Here is a 17,374-nt window from a genome sequence, read left to right on the forward strand (position 1 = left end):
GGGGGGGGGGGGGGGGGGGCCGCGGCGGCAGCACCTGCCGCCGCGGCCCCCGCCCCACAGGGGTCAGCGCTTCAGGAGATGCAGCCGGTCTTGCCGGTGGCGCTGATGCAGCCGCTCTTCGGCGTCGCGCTGATGCAGCCATCCTTGGCGCCCTGAGCGGAGTTGGCGGCGACCCACTTCTGCCACACGGACTCCTCCGTCATGCGCTTGATGAGCTGTTCCACGGTGAAACCTCCATGGTTGATCGGCACTCTGTACCGAGGGGATGGGACACCGGGCGGCGGGCAACTGGCGCCCGCCACCCGGAGCAGGGGGAAACGGTGAGCGGAAGGTGGTGGGAGGGGGCGTCAGGCCCCGGCCTCGGCCACCGGCCGCGTCTTCATCCGTACGGCTTCCGTGCCGCTGTCGTTGTGCCGCAGCGCCCAGTTCTCCAGCGTCGTGCGGCAGGCGTGGTCCAGGTGGCGGACGGCCGTGAGGTCCAGCTCGATGGGCCGGTCCTGCGGCATGGCCTCCAGCGTCTCCAGGATGCGGGGGAGCCGCAGGAACGTGGCGTTCCCGGTGAGGGTCACCACCATCCGTCCGTCGGTCAACTCCCTTACGTCCAGGTGGACATGGGAGGTGTCCCAGGCGGACTTGGCGACGGCGAGCACCAGGCCGAGCACCACGCCCTCGAACATGTTGGTCACCACGATGGCGATCGCCGTGACGGCGAGGACGATCGCCTCGCCGCGGTGGGCGCGGGCGAGCGGGACGATCTCCTTGAAGGGGATCAGCTTGCAGCCCGCGTGCACCAGGACACCGGCGAGCGCGGCGAGGGGGATGATGCCGAGCGCGGCCGGCAGGAGCACCGCGAACAGCAGGAGCCACACGCCGTGCAGGATGCGGGAGAGCGGGGTGCGGGCGCCGGCCTGGACGTTGGCGGAGCTGCGGACGATGACCGCGGTCATCGGCAGCGCGCCGAGCACACCGCACACCGTGTTGCCGACGCCCTGGGCGACAAGCTCCTTGTCGTACTGCGTACGCGGACCGTCGTGCATGCGGTCCACGGCCGCCGCGCTGAACAGCGACTCGGCGGAGGCGATCAGGGTGAAGGCGAGAACGGTGCCGAGCACCGCGACGCCGCCCAGGTCCGCCAGGTCGCCGAGGCCCGGCGGCTGGATGGCGTCGACCATGCCGCGCACGGACACGTTCGCCACGTCGAGGCGGAGCCCGGCCGTCACGGCGGTGGCGAGGGCGACGGCGGCCAGCGGGGCGGGCACCACACGTGCCGCCGCGGGCAGCTTCGGCCACAGCACGAGGACGGCGATGGTGCCGAGGCCGAGGGCGGCGGCAGTCAGTGCCGTGGTGTCCTGCACGGTGTCGGCGAGCAGCCCGGGCACGCCGGTGATCTTGTCGATGCCGGAGCGCGGCTGCTCGGCGCCGGCCATGGTGTACAGCTGGCCGAAGATCAGCACGAGGCCGATGCCCGCCAGCATGCCCTGGACGACGGAGACCGATATCGCGCGGAACCACCGGCCGCAGCGCAGCAGGCCGAGGGCGATCTGGAGCGCTCCGGTGAGGAGCACGATGGCGCCGAGCATGCTGAGCCCGAATTCGCGCACGGCCTCGAAGACGAGCACGGTCAGTCCGGCGGCGGGGCCGCTCACCTGGAGGGCGCTGCCCGGCAGGAAGCCGACGACGATGCCGCCGACGATGCCGGTGACCAGGCCGAGCTCGGCGGGTACCCCGGAGGCGACCGCCACGCCGACGCACAGGGGCAGGGCGACGAGGAAGACGACGAGCGAGGCGAGGATGTCCCGACGCAGCACGCCCGGTTCGCGCAGGGCGCTGAAGGGCGAGCGGAGGGGGGAAGGAGAGGGAAGGGAGGACATGTGGGTGAGGGTCCTGTCGTGGGAGCGGGCCGGTCAGAGGGGTGCGGCGGCTCTCACAGCGGGCTGAACGACGGCCGGCCGGTGTCCGACGGCCGGTGGGCGGTGACGGTGCCCGTGTGGACTTCGTAGTACCAGGCGTGCAGGGTGAGCGAGCCGTCGGCGACCCGCTCCCGCACGCAGGGGTAGGCCCGCAACGTCTCCACCTGCGCGAGCACATGCGTCTGCACGGCTTCCGCCACGTCCGGCGAGGCGGGTGCGAGGGAGCGCAGGGCGTCGTCGGGGGCGACGGAGTGCTCCAGCCAGTCGCGCACCGCGGGCACGGCCGACAGGTCCTCGCGCCGCACCAGCGCGCCCACCGCGCCGCAGTGGGAGTGTCCGCAGACGACGATGTCGCGGACGCCGAGCACGCACACCGCGTACTCGATGGTGGCCGCCTCGCTCATGGGGCGCCCGTAGTGGCCTGCGCGGCCGTCATGTCCGTCGTGCCCGTCGTGTCCTTCTTGTTCTTGCGTGGGATACGGCGGGACGACATTGCCCGCCGTACGGAGTTCGAAGAGTTCGCCCGGGCGCGCTCCGGTGATCAGGGTCGGCACGACGCGTGAGTCGGAGCACGTGACGAACAGGGCTTCTGGTGACTGCCCGGCCCCGAGGGCCTGGAAGGCCGCTGAGTTGCGGGGGTCCGCCACATAGGTCGTGGCGAACGAACGGGCGTTGTCGATCAATGACTTCATGGTGGCCTGCCTCCTGCGTCGCTCCGGCGGTGCCGGGACGCGGTGTGGTCGGGTCGATGGTGACGGTGGGGCGGCACGGCACGCCGGTGACGGCGGGCTCCTGTCGCCCCGGGACAGCCTGGACGGCCGTCGTGTCCACCACTTTGCCATCGCATTACGGTGGGATGTCAGAGCAAAATCCTGCCAAAGATTGAGTAATAAGCGCCCCTGAACTGGGAATTGGTCCGGTAATCAACCGTTGGGTAAAGATCGCGGTGCAGATTGTGTGCGCGATGTGAAGCGATTCCGGTCATCCGGCGTTGCAGTCGCATCGCCCCGGCGTCCCGCTACCTGGGCCGACGCAGCAACTCGGCGACCACTGCGGCGAGCTCCAGCGACTGGGCGCCGTTGAGGCGCGGGTCGCAGGCCGTCTCGTAGCGGTGGCGCAGGTCGGCTCCCGCTATGCCCTGCGCACCCCCGAGGCACTCGGTCACGTCGCCGCCGGTGAGTTCGAGGTGCAGGCCGCCCGGGTGGGTGCCCAGCGCCCGGTGCACCGCGAAGAACCCCCGCACCTCGTCGGTGATGCGGTCGAAGTGCCGGGTCTTGAAGGCGCCGGACTGCACGGTGTTGCCGTGCATCGGGTCGCACTGCCAGACCACCGTGTGCCCGGACGCGGTGACCTTCTCCACGATGGGCGGCAGCACCTCCCGCACCCGGTCGCTGCCCATCCTGCTGATGAGGGTCAGCCTGCCCGGCTCGTGGTGCGGGTCCAGCCGCTCGACGTACTCGATGGCCTGCTCCGGTGTGGCCGTCGGGCCCAGCTTCAGTCCGACCGGGTTGGCCAGGAGCTCGGCGAACGCGATGTGCGCGCCGTCCGGCTGCCGGGTGCGCTCGCCGATCCACAGGAAGTGCGCCGAGAGGTCGTAGAGCGCCGGCTCGTCCGGGGTGCGGGCGTCCGCCCGGAGCATGGCCCGCTCGTACTCCAGGAGCAGGGCTTCGTGGCTGGTGAACAACTCGGTGGACAACTCCCCGCCGCCGGGGGCGGATTGGCCCGCGTCGAGCGCCCCGGTGGCGGCCAGGGCGCGCACCGCCGCCATGGTGGCACTGGAGTTGACGTAGGCGCGGAGCATCCGGCCGGGGTCGGGGGTGCGGGCCTCGGCGGTCGCTTCCGGCGCGTTGACGATGTCGCCCCGGTAGCTCGGCAGGCCCTGCGCGTCCACGGCGGCCGAGCGGGGTTTGGCGTACTGCCCGGCCAGCCGGCCCAGCGTCACCACCGGCAGCCGTCCCGCCGACGTCAGCGTCGCGGCCATGTGGGAGAGCGTGCCGACGGTGCCCTCGATGTGCCGCTCGGTCGTGGCGGCGAAGGTCTCGGCGCAGTCGCCGCCCTGAAGGAGGAAGGCCGCACCGCCCGCCACCGCCGCGAGCCGTGCCCGCAGCCGGTCGACCTCCTCGACGCGCACCACCGGTGCCACGCCTTCGAGGACCGCCCGCACCCTGCGTACGGCCGCGGCGTCGCGCCACGGCGGCTGCTGGGCGGCGGGCCGGCGGAGCGCGTCGTCCAGCGCGGACTTGAGGCGGTCCGGCAGCGGCGACGGGCGCGCGGTGCCGGACCGGTGGGCCACGGGCGCTTGTCCGGTCAACGATCCCCCTCGTGCAGCGGCATGACGGTGAATGAGAACTCGCCCGATGGCGCTTCCGTGGCGAGAGAAAAAGAGAATCGGTGCAATGCGGTGCCCGACGGGGCACCAGGGGCCACGGTGGCCGTGTCGACACACCGATTCTATCGGCTGTTCCCGTCATGACAAATGTCTGTCCGACTCCCGAAAGGTGGACAACGAAAGACCTTTCGCTACCGTGGAGCGCGTCGAATTCCGGTTCCTGCAATACGGCAATGGCGGACGCGGCTGTGAATGTTGTGAATGTATCGGGAAAGGACGCACGCGGTGAGTGGACTGATGCAGGGAAAGGCCGTTCTGGTGACCGGCGCGGCGCGCGGACAGGGGCGCGAGCACGTCCTGCGGATGGCGCGCGAGGGCGCTGACGTCATCGCCGTCGACCTGTGCGGAACCCTGCCCGGCGTCGCCTACGCGTCGCCGGAGCGGACCGACCTGGACGAGACGGTGGCCCTGGTGGAGGAGACCGGGCAGCGGGCCGTCCCCGTGGTGGCCGACGTCCGCGAACTCGATGTCCTGCGGGACGCGGTGGAACAAGCCGTGAAGACCCTCGGGCGGCTCGACGCCGTCGTCGCCAACGCGGGCATCTGCATCCCCTGCGCCTGGGACGAGGTCACCGAGGACATCTTCCGCGACACGATGGACATCAACGTGCGCGGCACCTGGAACACCGTGATGGCGACCGCGCCGCACCTGGTGGAGGCGGGCGGCGGCTCCATCGTGCTGATGAGCTCGTCGGCGGGCCTGAAGGTGCAGCCCTTCATGATCCCGTACACCACCAGCAAGTTCGCCGTGCGCGGGATGGCGAAGGCCTTCGCCGCCGAGCTCGCGCGGTTCGGCATACGTGTGAACAGCGTGCACCCGACCGGTGTCGACACCACGATGGGCGGCAAGCCCATGCTGGCCCAGGTCGCCAAGGCGAGCATGGCCGACCCGCGGCTGCGCGGCATGCTGGTCAACATGCTGCCCGTGCCGGGCATCTCGGCCCAGGACGTGGCCGACTCCGTGCTGTTCCTGGTGTCGGACGCGTCCCGTCACATCACCGCGCACGCCATGGCCGTGGACGCCGGGGTCAGTGAGTTCTGAAAATGGCGCTTTACCACGAAATGGTTGGAAAGACATGGGGGTCCGGAACGCGGAATTGGACCTTCCGGGATACCGCTCTCTACGCGCTCGGTGTCGGAGCCGGAGCCGAGGATCCCACGCGTGAGCTGCGGTTCACCACGGAGAATTCCGGGGGAGCGGCACCCGCCGTCCTGCCGACCTTCGCCGCCACTCTCGTCTCCCGCGAGGCCGAGCCGGCCTTCGGCGACTTCGACGTGTCCCAGCTGCTGCACACCGAGCAGTCCGTGACCCTGCACGGACCGCTGCCCGCCGAGGGCGCGGCGACCACCACCTCCCGGCTGACCGCGCTCCTCGACCGGGGCCGCGGCGCTCTCGCGGTCATCGAATCCTCCTGCGTGGACGCGCACTCCGGGCGGCCGCTCGCCGAGTTGCGCACCGGACTGACCATCAGGCGCGAGGGAGGCTTCGGCGGCGAGGCGGCCGCGCGGAACGCCGCGGGGGACGTCGTGGAGAGCGAGGGTGGGCAGAAGTGGGAGCGCCCGGCGGGGGAGCCCGACCACGTCGTCGGCTACCGCACGGCCGCGAACCAGGCCCTCCTCTACCGGCTGAGCGGCGACCGCAACCCGCTGCACTCCGACCCCGCGGTCGCCGCCCGGGTCGGCTTCCGCCGTCCGCTGCTGCACGGCCTCTGCACGTTCGGATACGCGGGCAGGGCCCTGCTGCACGCGCTCTGCGACGGCGACCCCGGCAGGTTCGGGACGATGTCCGCCTCCTTCACCTCGCCGGTGCTGCCCGGACAGGACCTCACCGTGCACATCTGGGACCGCGGCGGGACGGCGCTCTTCGAAGTCCGCTCCCACCGCGGTGTCGTCATGGACCACGGCAGGTTCGCGCGGCGCGTTGTCCCGTAGGGGCGAGCCGAGGAACCTGCCGGTGCGGTCAGCTCGGTGCGGGGGCGACGTTCTCCACGTACCAGCGATGGGTGTCCCGCAGTCCCTGCGGCAGTCCGATCGCGGGCCGCCACCCCGTGCCGCGCAGCCGGGAGACGTCGAGCAGCTTGCGGGGCGTCCCGTCCGGCCTGGTCGTGTCCCACGCGATCCGGCCCGTGAAGCCGACCGTCTCGGCCACGAGCCCGGCCAGCTCGGCGATCGACAGGTCCTCGCCCACACCGACGTTGACCGGAGTCGGGTCGTCGTAGTGGTCCAGCAGGTGCAGACAGGCCGCCGCCAGGTCGTCGACGTGGATGAACTCCCGCCGCGGCGTGCCGGTGCCCCAGACGACGACCTCCTCGGCGCCGGACACGCGGGCCTCGTGGAACCGCTGGAGCAGCGCGGGCAGCACGTGCGAGCGGGCCGGGTGGAAGGTGTCACCGGGGCCGTAGACGTTGGTCGGCATCGCGCAGATCCAGCGACGCCCGTACTGCCTGCGGTAGGAGCGCACCGCGGTCACGCCGGCGATCTTCGCGATGGCGTAGGCGTCGTTGGTCTCCTCCAACGGCCCGGTGAGCAGCGCGGACTCCGGGATCGGCTGCGGGGCGTGCTTCGGATAGATGCACGAGGAGCCGAGGAAGAGGAGCCGGTCCACGTCCGCCGCGTGCGCCGCGGCGAACAGGTTCGTCTGGATTCTGAGGTTGTCGTTGAGGAACTCCACAGGCTCCGCGTCGTTGGCGGCGATGCCGCCGACCCGTGCGGCCGCGTCGACGACCACGGCGGGCCGCACCGAGGCGACGTAGTCGAGGGCGGCCCGCGCGTCGGTCAGGTCGACGTCCGTGGAGCGGGCACCCACGACGGAGGTGAAGCCCCGGGCTTCGAGACGGCGGATCACCGCCGAGCCCACGAGACCGGACGAGCCGGCCACGAGCACGGTCGCCGAGCGGTCGAGGGCGGGTGGAGATGCGGACATGGTCGCCTCTCATCCTCGGTCGTGGGGCGCGGCGTGCACGGCCCCGGTCGCGGGAGCGGTCACGGGCTCGTGGGGTGTGTCGGGAAGGTCGAGGCCCCGGCAGTGCAGGGCGCCCAGTAGGCGCTGGAGCGTCAACGGCTCGGAGGTGTTGCGCAGCCCGGAGGCGACGACGAGCGGATCGGCCACGTGCTCGGCCCGCAGCGTCTCCCGGATCGGCCGGATCAGGACCGGGTGCGGGCCGATCTCCACGAACGTCCGGATGCCGCGGCGGGCCAGCGCGGACACCGCCTGGGTGTACCGGACGGGCTGACGGAGGTTGCGCGTCCAGTAGGCCGCGGTGGCCGTGTCGTCAGGGTCCGGCACCGCGTCGACCGTCGAGATCCACGGTGTGTGGGGCGCGACGGGGGCGAGCCCGGCCAGCTCGGCGCGCATCCGGGGCAGCACGCTGTCGACGAACGGGCTGTGCGACGCGGCGTTGATCCTGATCAGCCGGCACCGCGCGCCCTCGGCCTCCAGCTTCTCCACCAGCGCCCGCGTCGCCTCGCTCTCCCCGGTGACCACCGTCTCCCTGGGCGCGCTGTGCGCGGCGACGACCACCGTCCCGGGGATCTCGGCGCAGCGCCGCGCGACGGTGTGCCGGTCGAGACCGACCGTGGCCATCATCCCGCCGCCCGCCGCCCGGGCGAGGAGACCGGAACGCACGGCGACCACCCGGGCCGCTTCGGCCAGCGTCAGGGCGCCCGACACATGGGCGGCGGCGACCTCGCCGAGGCTGTGCCCCACCACCGCCTCCGGCCGCAGCCCCAGCGACAGGAGCCAGTGCGCGGTCGCGACCTGCACGGCGAAGATCAGGGGCTGTGTCGTGTCCGGCCCGCCCGCCTCCCCGACGGCCGCGTTCCGCAGCGGTTCGACGACACCGCCGGGCAGCAGTGGATCGAGTTCGGCAAGGACCCGGGCCGCGACGGGCACCCGGTCGAGCAACTCCCGCCCCATGCCCGGCCACTGGCTGCCGTGACCGCCGAAGCACCAGGCGGCGCGCGCCGCGCCGCCGTCGGCGCGCCCCGACGTCCACCGCGGGCTCGGTATGTCCTCGGCGAAGGAGGTCAGTCCCTCGACCAGGCCCGCCGGGTCCGCGGCGGTGACGGCGAGACGTTCCTCGCCGGGCACGCCCGCGGGAAGCCGCGCGGGCGCCACCGATTCGGGCCCGGCACCGTCGGCCAGCAATTCGGCGGCCGATTTGGCGGCGGCCACCAACCCCGCGTGCTCGGTGGCTGAAAACATCAGTGACCAAGGCGGAGGAGAGGACAATGAGTCGGTGAATGGCATAGGCACTTCCTGTATCCGTAAATGGGGTCGGACAGGTAGTTGGTAGTTGCTACGATCCCCGCGTCGGCCCTATCGGACCGCCGTTCGACAAGGCGAATAAAGGAGTAGAAGAAGCATGCCGGAAACCTCGTTCCAGGGCCAGGTCGTCGATACCGAACCGGCCCCGCACGTATTCCTCGTCGTCGGCATTCCGGGGTCCGGGAAGAGTTCCGTGTCGGACGCTCTGGCCCGCCGGTTCCCCCTCGGCGCGCACATCGAGGGCGACCACCTCCAGGATCTGATCGTGTCGGGGAACCACCTGCCCAAGCCGGAGGAGGACCTGGAGGCGGACCGCCAGCTGCTCCTGCGGGCACGCAACGCGGCGGTCCTTGCGCGCAGCTTCCACGCCGCGGGCGTCGTGCCGGTCATCGACGACGTCGTCGTGCGGCGCGCGCACCTGGAGTTCTACCGGGAGCACCTGAAGGACCTTCCGCTGCGTCTGATCGTGCTCGCCCCGTCGATGGACGTCGTCACCCGGCGGCTCACCGACCGGGACAAGGTCCTCGCGGACGACTGGTCGTTCCTCGACGAGGCGATGCGGGGCGAACTCGCGGGCGAGGGCGAGTGGTTCGACAGCTCGCAGCTGACGCTGGACGAGACGGTCGACGCCATCCTGGCGAAGGGCTGATAGGGCTGATAGGGCTGATAGGGCTGAAGGGCTGAAGCAGACGCCGGTACGGGTCCGGCGCGGGCGACGAGACGTCCCGCGCCGGACCCATACCTTTTCGGCCCCGTTGCGCGCCCTCATTGCAGACCGCCGGCGTCGGGCGCTCTCGTCAGCCGCCGTGGATGCGGCGGACCGCGGTCAGCCAGGTGCGCATGAGGTGGGCGCTGCGGTGCACGAACGCCCGCGCCTCCTGCGTCCAGGCGGGGCCCCGGGCCTGCTCGGCGAAGTCCTGGAGGCCGTGGCTGAGTGATTCGTACGCCTCGATGTAGTCGCTGCCCTCCGGGCCGAACTCCCGCAGCCAGTCGAGGAGTTCGTCCATGAAGCGGATCGCGGGCAGTTCGATGGCGAGGTCGTCGAGCAGGTCGTGCTCGTTGCGCTCGTGGTTGACCATCGGCCCGCCGAACCGCACCGCGTGCCCCAGGTGCTTGGCGCAGGCGGCGACGAAGTACCCGCTGAAGATGTCACCGAAGCGCTCGACCGCCGCGCCGCCGATGGGCTGGCCCATGCGCAGGAAGTAGTACGCGGGCAGGGCGTCGTGGTGCACCGCGGTGTTCTGCGAATTGACCGGGCACCAGGTGTCCTTGGCCAGCACGGCGGCCTCGCCGTTGTAGGCGGTGACCCTGGGCCGGACCGCGAGGCGGGTCACCGCGTCCACGTCGGGGTCGTCGAGCCACAGCCCGGCGTTGACGCGCACGTCGGCCACCTCCTCGGCGTGGGTGAGCCGAGTGGCGGCCTCCCGGGGGCCGTAGGGGAAGCCGCGCGGGAAGACGCGGCAGGGGCTGACGGTCAGCAGGTCGCACGCGTTGAACCAGCCGTTGTCGGCGGAGACGGTGCGCTGCCGCACGGGCCCTCGCAGGACGACGCGGTGCTCGTCGAGGAACGGGCTGTCGATCGGCAGGTTGTCGTCGTCCATGGAGACGGCGAAGGAGCTGCCGTTCAGGTACGACAACAGGTAGCCGATGTTGCGGCGGTTGTCGGAGTCGTAGGGGATCAGGTCGGGCACGCCGAGCTTCGCGAGGAACCGGTCCTGCTCCGCCACGTCGGGGGAGACGATCCGGGCGCCCCGGCCGCGTGCCTGCTCGCACGCCTCGTAGAACGCGGCGGGCGTCTTCCTGTCGGGGATGACGACGAGCCGGGCACCGTCCTCGGCGAGGGTGTCGGTGAAGTGCTTGAGGAACGACCCGGAACCGATGGTCGTCATGACGATGTCGATCGTCTCAGTCATGTAGTCACTCCAAAGTGGGGATGTCCCGCCACTGCCGCAGTCGCGAGGACGCGGCGATGAGCGGGGCGCTGAGCCAGAGAAGCATCACGACGGCCAGCCCGACCCGCGGGCCGAACAGGGTTCCCAGGCCACCGCCGACCAGTCCGCCGACGAAGAGCATTCCTCGGCTGATGAACCGGACGCAGGCGACCGTCCGTTGCAGGAGTTCGGGTGGCGTCAGGAGTTGTACGAGCGTGGCCTGGCCGACCGTGAACACGGCGTAGCCGGCGTGGAAGAGCAGGGCGCCGCTCAGGAACAGGAAGAGGCCGGAGCCCGGCTGGGTCAGCGGCAGGAGCAGGCCCGCCGGCGCCATGGTGGCGGCCGGCAGCCAGACGGCCCGCGCCGTGCCGAGGCGGCGGCTGACGCGGCCCGCGCCGAACGCCCCGATCAGTCCGCCGATGCCGACGGACCCGAGCAGCATGCCCAGCGTGCCGGGGGCGACCCCGACGTCGTGGGCGAGGAAGATGACGACGAGTGCCTCGTACGCGGCGAAGCAGCAGTTCCCGACGGCCGAGCCCGCGATCGACGCCAGGATGACCCGTCTTCGGGTGATGAACCGGGCGGCTTCGGCGAGTTCGGCCCACATGCCCTTGGCGCGGGCCCCCGCGGTGGACGGCTCGATCCGGTCCCGCATCAGCAGATTGCAGGACGAGGACACCAGGAAGCCCGCCGTGTTGAGCAGCGGCGCGTGCTCGGCGCCGAGGAGCTGCACGGTGAAACCCGCCAGCGTCGGGCCGAAGGCGAGCGACATCGCACGCGCCATCTGCAGACGGACGTTGCCGTAGACGAGCTTGTCCTTGGGCAGCAGCCGGGGCGGCATGGACAGATACACGATCTCGTAGAACACCGTCGCGCAGCTGACCAGGACATTGGACAAGTAGAGGTGCCACAGGGCCAGATGGCCCGTGGCGGAGAGCACCGGCACCATGGTCACGATCGCGGCGCGGCTGAGGTCGGTGAGCAGCAGCACGGTGCGCGGCGGCAGCCGTGAGCTGTAGACGCCCGCGGGCAGGGTGATGATGAGCCAGGGCAGATAGCCGGCCGCGGTGATGAGGCCGACCTCGCCGACGGACGCGCCGAGGGCCTGGGCGGCGAGCAGCGGGAAGGCGACCACCGTGGCCATACCGCACAGCTGGCTGATGCTGCTGCCGATCCACAGCAGGCGGAAGTCTCGCAGGCGGACGGACTCGGCCGCCAGGGTGGCGGAACCGGACATGACGGTGCCCTCTTCTCCCTCTACGAGCTTCCCCTGCGGCTGTCTCTGCGGGCTGCCTCGAGCTGCCTCCGCGGGCTTCCTACACCGACGGCGGGCCGGCGATGAACGCCTCGACCGCGTCGAAGGCGTCCGAGTCGCGGTACTGCTCGGGCGGCGACTTCATGAAGTACGCCGACGGCGCAAGGAGCGGGCCGCCGATCCCGCGGTCGAGCGCGATCTTCGCGGCCCGCACGGCATCGATGATGACACCCGCCGAGTTCGGCGAGTCCCACACCTCCAGCTTGTACTCCAGGGACAGCGGTACGTCGCCGAACGCCCGCCCCTCCAGGCGCACATAGGCCCACTTGCGGTCGTCCAGCCACGGCACGTGGTCCGACGGGCCGATGTGCACGGAGTCGCGGCTCATGGCGCGGTCGATCTGTGACGTCACCGACTGGGTCTTCGACGTCTTCTTCGACTCCAGACGCTCACGTTCGAGCATGTTGCGGAAGTCCATGTTGCCGCCGACGTTGAGCTGCATCGTCCGGTCGAGCCGCACTCCGCGGTCCTCGAAGAGCCGGGTCAGCACCCGGTGCGTGATGGTGGCGCCCACCTGCGACTTGATGTCGTCGCCGATGATCGGCACGCCCGCCTCGGCGAACTTCGCGGCCCACAGCGGGTCCGACGCGATGAACACGGGGAGCGCGTTGACGAAGGCGACACCGGCGTCGATCGCGCACTGTGCGTAGAAGCGGTCCGCGTCCTCGCTGCCGACGGGCAGATAGGAGATCAGCACGTCGGCCCCGGTCTCGCGGAGCGCGGCGACGACGTCGACCGGCTCCGTGTCCGACTCCGTGATGGTCTCGCGGTAGTAGCGGCCGAGGCCGTCCAGCGTGGGGCCGCGTCGCACCGTGACGCCGGTCGGCGGCACGTCGCAGATCTTGATGGTGTTGTTCTCCGACCGGAAGACGGCGGACGCGAGGTCCTGGCCGACCTTCTTGGCGTCCACGTCGAAGGCGGCGACGAACTCCAGGTCACGCACGTGGTAGCCGCCGAAGTCGACGTGCATGAGCCCGGGTACCCGGCTCGCCGGGTCGGCCTCGGCGTAGTACTGGACGCCTTGTACGAGTGAGGCGGCGCAGTTGCCGACGCCGGCAATGGCCACACGTATCTTGCCCATCGTTTTCCCTTCGCGGAATCGGGGTTGGGGGGAGGTGCGGGACGGGGCCGGGGGAGACCCGCCCCGCACCGGTCAGGGCGCCACCGGGACGGATCCCGTCGTGGCGGAGCGTTCGGCGGCCAGCGCGCAGCGCAGCGCGTCGTGCGAGTCGCGCCAGGTGCCCGCGGCCGGATCGGCGGGCCCGCCCGCCGCCATCGCGAGGAACGACCGCACCTGCGCGCGGTAGGCGACCGCGAACCGGTCCCAGTACCCGCGGAAGTGCGGCGCGCCGCCGGACCCGGGCGGCGCCGTCCGCTCGGGCCCGGCCGCGCCCACCTCCAAGTTGCCCCGGTCACCGAGGACTTCGGCGCGCACGTCGTAGCCGAGCGGCTGCCACCGGCCCGCGGAGAGGACGGCCAGGGTGTCGTCGTCGAGCCGCACCATCGCGGTGACCGTGTCGAAGTCGCCGATGTCGGCGAGCTCCGGGCAGGACAGCGCGGCGCCGTCCGCCGCGACCTGGACGATCCTGCGGCCGGTGAGCCACTGCACCAGGTCGAAGTCGTGCAGCATGAGGTCGGTGAAGACCGAGCCGCTCTGCCGCAGCCGGGCCACCGGGGGCGGCTCCATGTCGTGCGAGACCAGCCTGAGCAGCTGTACGCGGCCCAGCTCCCGCCCGACCGTGCGGGCCCGCAGGTCGGCGAAGCCCGGGTCGAAGTGCCGCTGGAAACCCACCCACAGCGGGACACCGCGCCGCTCGGCGAGCAGGCCCAGTCGCTCGGTGCGGTCGAGGTCGACGGCCAGCGGCTTCTCGCACAGCGTCGGCACACCGGCCTCGACCAGCTCCTCGACGAGGCGGGGATGGGCCGTGGTGCCCGCCGTCACCAGCGCCGCGTCGCAGCCCCGGGAGACCAGCTCGCCGACACTGTCCGCGACGGTCGCCGAAGGCACGTCCAGCGCGACCTTCTCGGCGCGGGCCGGGTCCGCGTCCACACAGACCAGCCGGTGCGGGCCCAGCGCCTGAAGGTGGTGGGCGTACATCGCGCCGATCTGGCCGCAGCCCACGAGGCCGACGCGCAACCCGGCGGTCATCGGCCCACCTCCGCGGGGGCGCTGGCCGCGGACCGGGCCAGGGCGGCCAGGTCGGTCGACTCCTGGCAGGCGCGCAGCCGCTCGCCCCACTGTGCGGCGCGCTCGGTGAACCCCGCGCCGCCGAGGACTTCGGCGACGCCGCGCCGGATGTCGTCGACGCGCACGCACGGCTGGTCGGACGGGCCGGAGTACCGGTCACGGAAGTTCAGCCGTCCGCGCGGGGTGGTCTCACTGGTCCGCAGCAGCACCCCGGCTCCGGTGTCCTCGACCAACTGCCGCCCGTTCATCTCCTGTTCGGACATGAACGGCATGACGACCGACGGCTTGCCGTGCCGCAGCGTGGCGAGAACCGTCGCCGAACCCCCGTGGCTCACCACCACGTCGGCCCACTCCAACGGCGTGTCCAGGCCGGTGAAGCCCGCCACCACCACGTTGTCCGGCACCTTCAGGCCGCCCTCGAACGCGAAGCCGCTGGAGACGTACACGCTCCACGGCTCGTCGGCGCAGGCGTCGAGGACGTTCTGCAGGGCCTGCCGGCCCACCGTGCCGCCGCTGCCGATGGTCACGTACACGCGGGGCCGGTCGGTGAGCGGTGGCGGGGGGCCGTCGACGGGCTTCACCGGATTCCAGTACATCGGCCCCACGTAGTGCAGCCGGCCGCGGTGCGGCGGGCCGTCGAGGGGTTCGAGGCCGGGGAGGCTGGACACCAGGGTGACGTCGCCCCACAGCAGGTGCTCCGCCCGCGCCACCGGGCCGAGGCCCAGCTCGCGCGAGACCTCGTCCCAGACGGGCAGGCTCGACGGGTGCGGCAGCAGGTCGCGCGGCGCCACCGTCGACCACGGCATCCAGCCGTTGTCGCGCGGCGTGACGAAGTCCGCGTCGGCGAGGGAGACCACCGGGATGCCCTTGGCCCGCGCGGCGAGGGCCGCGGTCGGACACATGTCGATGACGACGAGTGTCGGCCGGTACTCCTCGATCAGCCGGGTGTCCGCCGCGATCCGCTGCCGGACACGCTCGATCCGGTGGTACGTCGCCGCCACGGCGAACACGCGCTCCACGTCGGCGAAGGGCAGGAACGGCGGCATCGGGTGCCGGTCAGGCGGGCTCGGCGCCTCGGGCTCCGACGCGAGGACCGGGAACCCGGCCTCGCGGACCATGGCGTTGATGCCGCAGTCCGCGAACGCCACCTCGTCGCCCGCCTCGGCCAGCGCCGCGGCCAGGACGAGGCAGCGGCCGGTGTAGGCGGCACCACCGCCCCAGCCCCAGGGGAAGAACAACACTCGCTCGGTCACACGTCCTCCTGCTCGTTCGGGTCGTGCTCGTCCTCGCTGTCAGGTGACTGTCAGGCCGTCATCCCGCCGTCCACCGCGATCACCTGCCCGGAGACGTAGGACGCCGCGGGGGAGCACAGGAAGGCCACGACCGAGGCGATCTCCTCCGCGCGGCCCGCCCGGCCGAGTGGCGTCCTGGCCACCACGTCCTGTCGGGCCCGCTCGGGCATGCCGTCGTGAGCGGGGGTGTCGGCGACCAGGCCGGGCGCCACGCAGTTGCAGGTGATGCCGTACCGCCCGTACTCCTTGGCGGTCGTCCAGGTCAGCCCGTGCAGACCGGACTTGGAGGCCGCGTAGGCCGCCTGGCCCGGCTGCCCGCGCAGCCCCGCCACCGACGACACGAGAACGATCCGGCCGCCCCCGTGCCGCGTCATCTCCCGCACCCCTGCCTGCACGCACCGGAACGCCCCCGTCAGATTGACGGCGAGCTGCTCCTCCCACTCGTCCTCGGACACGGCGAGCAGCAGCCGGTCCCGGTGGACCCCGGCGTTGACCACGAGGGCGTCGAGCCGGCCGAACTCCTCGACGACGCGCTCCACGACCCGCCGGCCGCTGCCGGGCCGTGACAGGTCGGCCGTCACCGCCGTCGCGGCCGCGCCCGCCGCCCGTAGCTCGCCGACCACGTCCTGTGCCGCTTCCTCGTTCCGGTGGGCGTGCACCCCCACCGCGTAACCATGCTGGGCCAGTTCGTGCGCGAAGGACCGGCCGAGCGGGCCCGAGCCCCCGGTCACCAGCGCGGCCCGCACGCTCATGCGGTCGCGTCCTCGGGCAGCGGGAAGCAGGTCGTCTCGATGTGCGCGAACCGCTTGCGCAGCCGGGCGGTCGCGTCCGGGTCCGCGGGACCCTCCCGGCCGCCCGCGGCGACGAGCGCCTCCCGCAGCCGGTCGAGCGCCGCGCGCAGCGGACGGGCAAGCTCCATGACGCGCGGGTACGCGGCCAGGGGGTCCGCCTGTTCGTGCGCCGCGATCAGGGCGATGCCGAGCCGTTTGGCGCAGACCCGGGCGCCGAGCGCCGCGGTCCGTACCGCCGCCATCTGAGGGGGCAGCGTGAGCGTCCCGCCGTCGGCGGGCGGGACGGCGAGCGCGTTCCCGTAGACGAACAGCTGGGGCTGGATGTCGCCGAGCACCAGCACGTGCAGGGCCCTGGCAGTCCGCAGGCCGAGGCCGGCCTCGGTGAGCTCGTCGAGGAGTTCGCCGAGGGCGCGCGCGCCGACCGAGAGCAGCGCGGTGTCGCGGTCGAGGCGCGCGGCGAAGTACTCCTCGGGGTCGCTCGTGTCGGGTGCGTCGGTCACCGTCACCGTGCCGACCCAGGTGAACAGGGCCCGCAGCCCGGGAGTCAGCGTCCAGTGACGGCGGAACCCGTCGTCCGGGTCGGCGTCGGTGTCCAGCACGGTCATGACGCCGTCGTCCGGTGACCACCGCGACGCGAGGACCGCGTGGTCGTGGAAGTGGTAGCGGCCCTCGTACACGTCGCCGGGCAGGTGGAACCGGTCGGGCAGCACCATCACCGGCTCGCCCGCGCCGAGCCGCTCCAGGACGAACGGCACGTTGCGGGTGCCGTCGTCGAAGGCGGTGCGGTAGTCCACGCGGCAGCCGTCGAAGTCCTTGGCCAGGTCCCGGCCCACCGGATCGAGCGGGCCGTTCAGCGCACGGGCGACCGCGAGCGGGTCGAGGCCCCGGTACCGCAGGACCGCTTCGACGCAGCGCAGCACGCAGTTCAGGCCGTCCAGGGCGCGGTCGCGCCAGCCCAGTGCCCCCGCCTGGTCGAACCGCGGGGCGCTCGCGCCGGTCACTGGATCTCGCGGCCCGCGGCCCGGGCGCGGGCCACCAGACTGTCGGCCAGGTGCCCGAGGTTCTTGAAGACCGTCCAGTCGGTCTCCTCGTCGCTGTAGGGCACGCCCCACCGCTCCTCGAAGCGGGAGAGCACCACGATGAGGTCCAGCGAGTCCATTCCGATCTCGTCGAGCGTGGTCGACTCGTCGAGCCGGTCGGGCAGATGGGGCCGTTCGGCGAGCACCGTCGTGATGAGATCCAGGACGAGGTCGCGGTCGGTCTTCTGGGGGGTCGTGGCGTCGGTCACGTTG

The 17,374-nt window shown here is 72.1% G+C and carries 17 protein-coding genes; 3 read left to right on the forward strand and 14 right to left on the reverse strand.

Going from position 1 to position 17,374, the window contains the following annotated elements; translation table 11 throughout:
* Positions 1-71 precede the first annotated feature (71 nt).
* The 4 genes from AB0N81_RS34840 to AB0N81_RS34855 form a co-directional block, all read right to left on the reverse strand.
* Positions 72-224, reverse strand: coding sequence for a hypothetical protein (locus AB0N81_RS34840; RefSeq protein WP_365365587.1), 153 nt, complete (start codon positions 222-224; stop codon positions 72-74).
* Between the two features lie 123 nt (positions 225-347).
* Entirely contained in the window at positions 348-1,871 is a 1,524-nt protein-coding gene (locus AB0N81_RS34845) for a SulP family inorganic anion transporter (RefSeq protein WP_365365589.1), read from the reverse strand.
* A 53-nt stretch (positions 1,872-1,924) separates the two neighbouring features.
* The gene (locus AB0N81_RS34850; RefSeq protein ID WP_365365591.1) at positions 1,925-2,602 is read right to left on the reverse strand and encodes a carbonic anhydrase; all 678 of its coding nucleotides are present in this window, start codon (positions 2,600-2,602) and stop codon (positions 1,925-1,927) included.
* A gap of 326 nt (positions 2,603-2,928) precedes the next feature.
* The gene (locus tag AB0N81_RS34855; RefSeq protein ID WP_365365753.1) at positions 2,929-4,167 is read right to left on the reverse strand and encodes a 3-deoxy-7-phosphoheptulonate synthase class II; all 1,239 of its coding nucleotides are present in this window, start codon (positions 4,165-4,167) and stop codon (positions 2,929-2,931) included.
* Positions 4,168-4,524: 357 nt separating this feature from the next.
* Between AB0N81_RS34855 and AB0N81_RS34860 the strand changes: the two genes are divergently transcribed.
* Together AB0N81_RS34860 and AB0N81_RS34865 are read left to right on the forward strand one after the other, a co-directional pair.
* Entirely contained in the window at positions 4,525-5,340 is an 816-nt protein-coding gene (locus AB0N81_RS34860) for a mycofactocin-coupled SDR family oxidoreductase (RefSeq protein WP_365365593.1), read from the forward strand.
* A gap of 20 nt (positions 5,341-5,360) precedes the next feature.
* A complete protein-coding gene (locus tag AB0N81_RS34865; protein ID WP_365365596.1) occupies positions 5,361-6,230 on the forward strand; it encodes a MaoC/PaaZ C-terminal domain-containing protein in 870 nt (289 codons plus the stop codon).
* Positions 6,231-6,258: 28 nt separating this feature from the next.
* Here AB0N81_RS34865 and AB0N81_RS34870 read toward each other — a convergent pair whose 3' ends face one another.
* Both AB0N81_RS34870 and AB0N81_RS34875 read right to left on the reverse strand, forming a co-directional pair.
* Complete coding sequence (locus tag AB0N81_RS34870; protein WP_365365598.1) at positions 6,259-7,221, reverse strand: GDP-L-fucose synthase; 963 nt, start codon at positions 7,219-7,221, stop codon at positions 6,259-6,261.
* A gap of 9 nt (positions 7,222-7,230) precedes the next feature.
* Positions 7,231-8,502, reverse strand: a complete 1,272-nt coding sequence (locus AB0N81_RS34875; protein ID WP_365365600.1) for an acyltransferase domain-containing protein — start codon at positions 8,500-8,502, stop codon at positions 7,231-7,233.
* 160 nt (positions 8,503-8,662) lie between these two features.
* Between AB0N81_RS34875 and AB0N81_RS34880 the strand changes: the two genes are divergently transcribed.
* Entirely contained in the window at positions 8,663-9,214 is a 552-nt protein-coding gene (locus tag AB0N81_RS34880; RefSeq protein ID WP_365365602.1) for an AAA family ATPase, read from the forward strand.
* A 148-nt stretch (positions 9,215-9,362) separates the two neighbouring features.
* On the opposite strand, the gene AB0N81_RS34885 is transcribed toward AB0N81_RS34880, so the two are convergent.
* From AB0N81_RS34885 to AB0N81_RS34920, 8 genes are all read right to left on the reverse strand, one after another.
* Positions 9,363-10,478 carry a hypothetical protein gene (locus tag AB0N81_RS34885; protein WP_365365604.1) on the reverse strand — a complete coding sequence of 372 codons (1,116 nt, stop codon included), beginning with the start codon at positions 10,476-10,478 and terminating at the stop codon, positions 9,363-9,365.
* A gap of 4 nt (positions 10,479-10,482) precedes the next feature.
* Entirely contained in the window at positions 10,483-11,733 is a 1,251-nt protein-coding gene (locus AB0N81_RS34890; protein WP_365365606.1) for an MFS transporter, read from the reverse strand.
* Between the two features lie 79 nt (positions 11,734-11,812).
* On the reverse strand, positions 11,813-12,892 hold the full coding sequence (locus AB0N81_RS34895) for an inositol-3-phosphate synthase (protein ID WP_365365608.1): 1,080 nt from the start codon (positions 12,890-12,892) through the stop codon (positions 11,813-11,815).
* A 72-nt stretch (positions 12,893-12,964) separates the two neighbouring features.
* Entirely contained in the window at positions 12,965-13,960 is a 996-nt protein-coding gene (locus tag AB0N81_RS34900; RefSeq protein WP_365365610.1) for a Gfo/Idh/MocA family oxidoreductase, read from the reverse strand.
* Positions 13,957-15,252, reverse strand: coding sequence for a nucleotide disphospho-sugar-binding domain-containing protein (locus AB0N81_RS34905; RefSeq protein ID WP_365365612.1), 1,296 nt, complete (start codon positions 15,250-15,252; stop codon positions 13,957-13,959). Before AB0N81_RS34905 ends, AB0N81_RS34900 begins: the two co-directional genes overlap by 4 nt.
* 50 nt (positions 15,253-15,302) lie before the next feature.
* Positions 15,303-16,043, reverse strand: a complete 741-nt coding sequence (fabG, locus tag AB0N81_RS34910) for a 3-oxoacyl-ACP reductase FabG (protein WP_365365614.1) — start codon at positions 16,041-16,043, stop codon at positions 15,303-15,305.
* Complete coding sequence (locus AB0N81_RS34915; protein WP_365365616.1) at positions 16,040-17,083, reverse strand: hypothetical protein; 1,044 nt, start codon at positions 17,081-17,083, stop codon at positions 16,040-16,042. The genes fabG and AB0N81_RS34915 overlap by 4 nt, the downstream gene beginning before the upstream one ends.
* A complete protein-coding gene (locus AB0N81_RS34920; protein WP_365365618.1) occupies positions 17,080-17,370 on the reverse strand; it encodes an acyl carrier protein in 291 nt (96 codons plus the stop codon). The genes AB0N81_RS34915 and AB0N81_RS34920 overlap by 4 nt, the downstream gene beginning before the upstream one ends.
* Between the last annotated feature and the right edge of the window lie 4 nt (positions 17,371-17,374).

The organism is Streptomyces sp. NPDC093510, assembly GCF_040683555.1.
Taxonomy (GTDB): Bacteria; Actinomycetota; Actinomycetes; order Streptomycetales; family Streptomycetaceae; genus Streptomyces.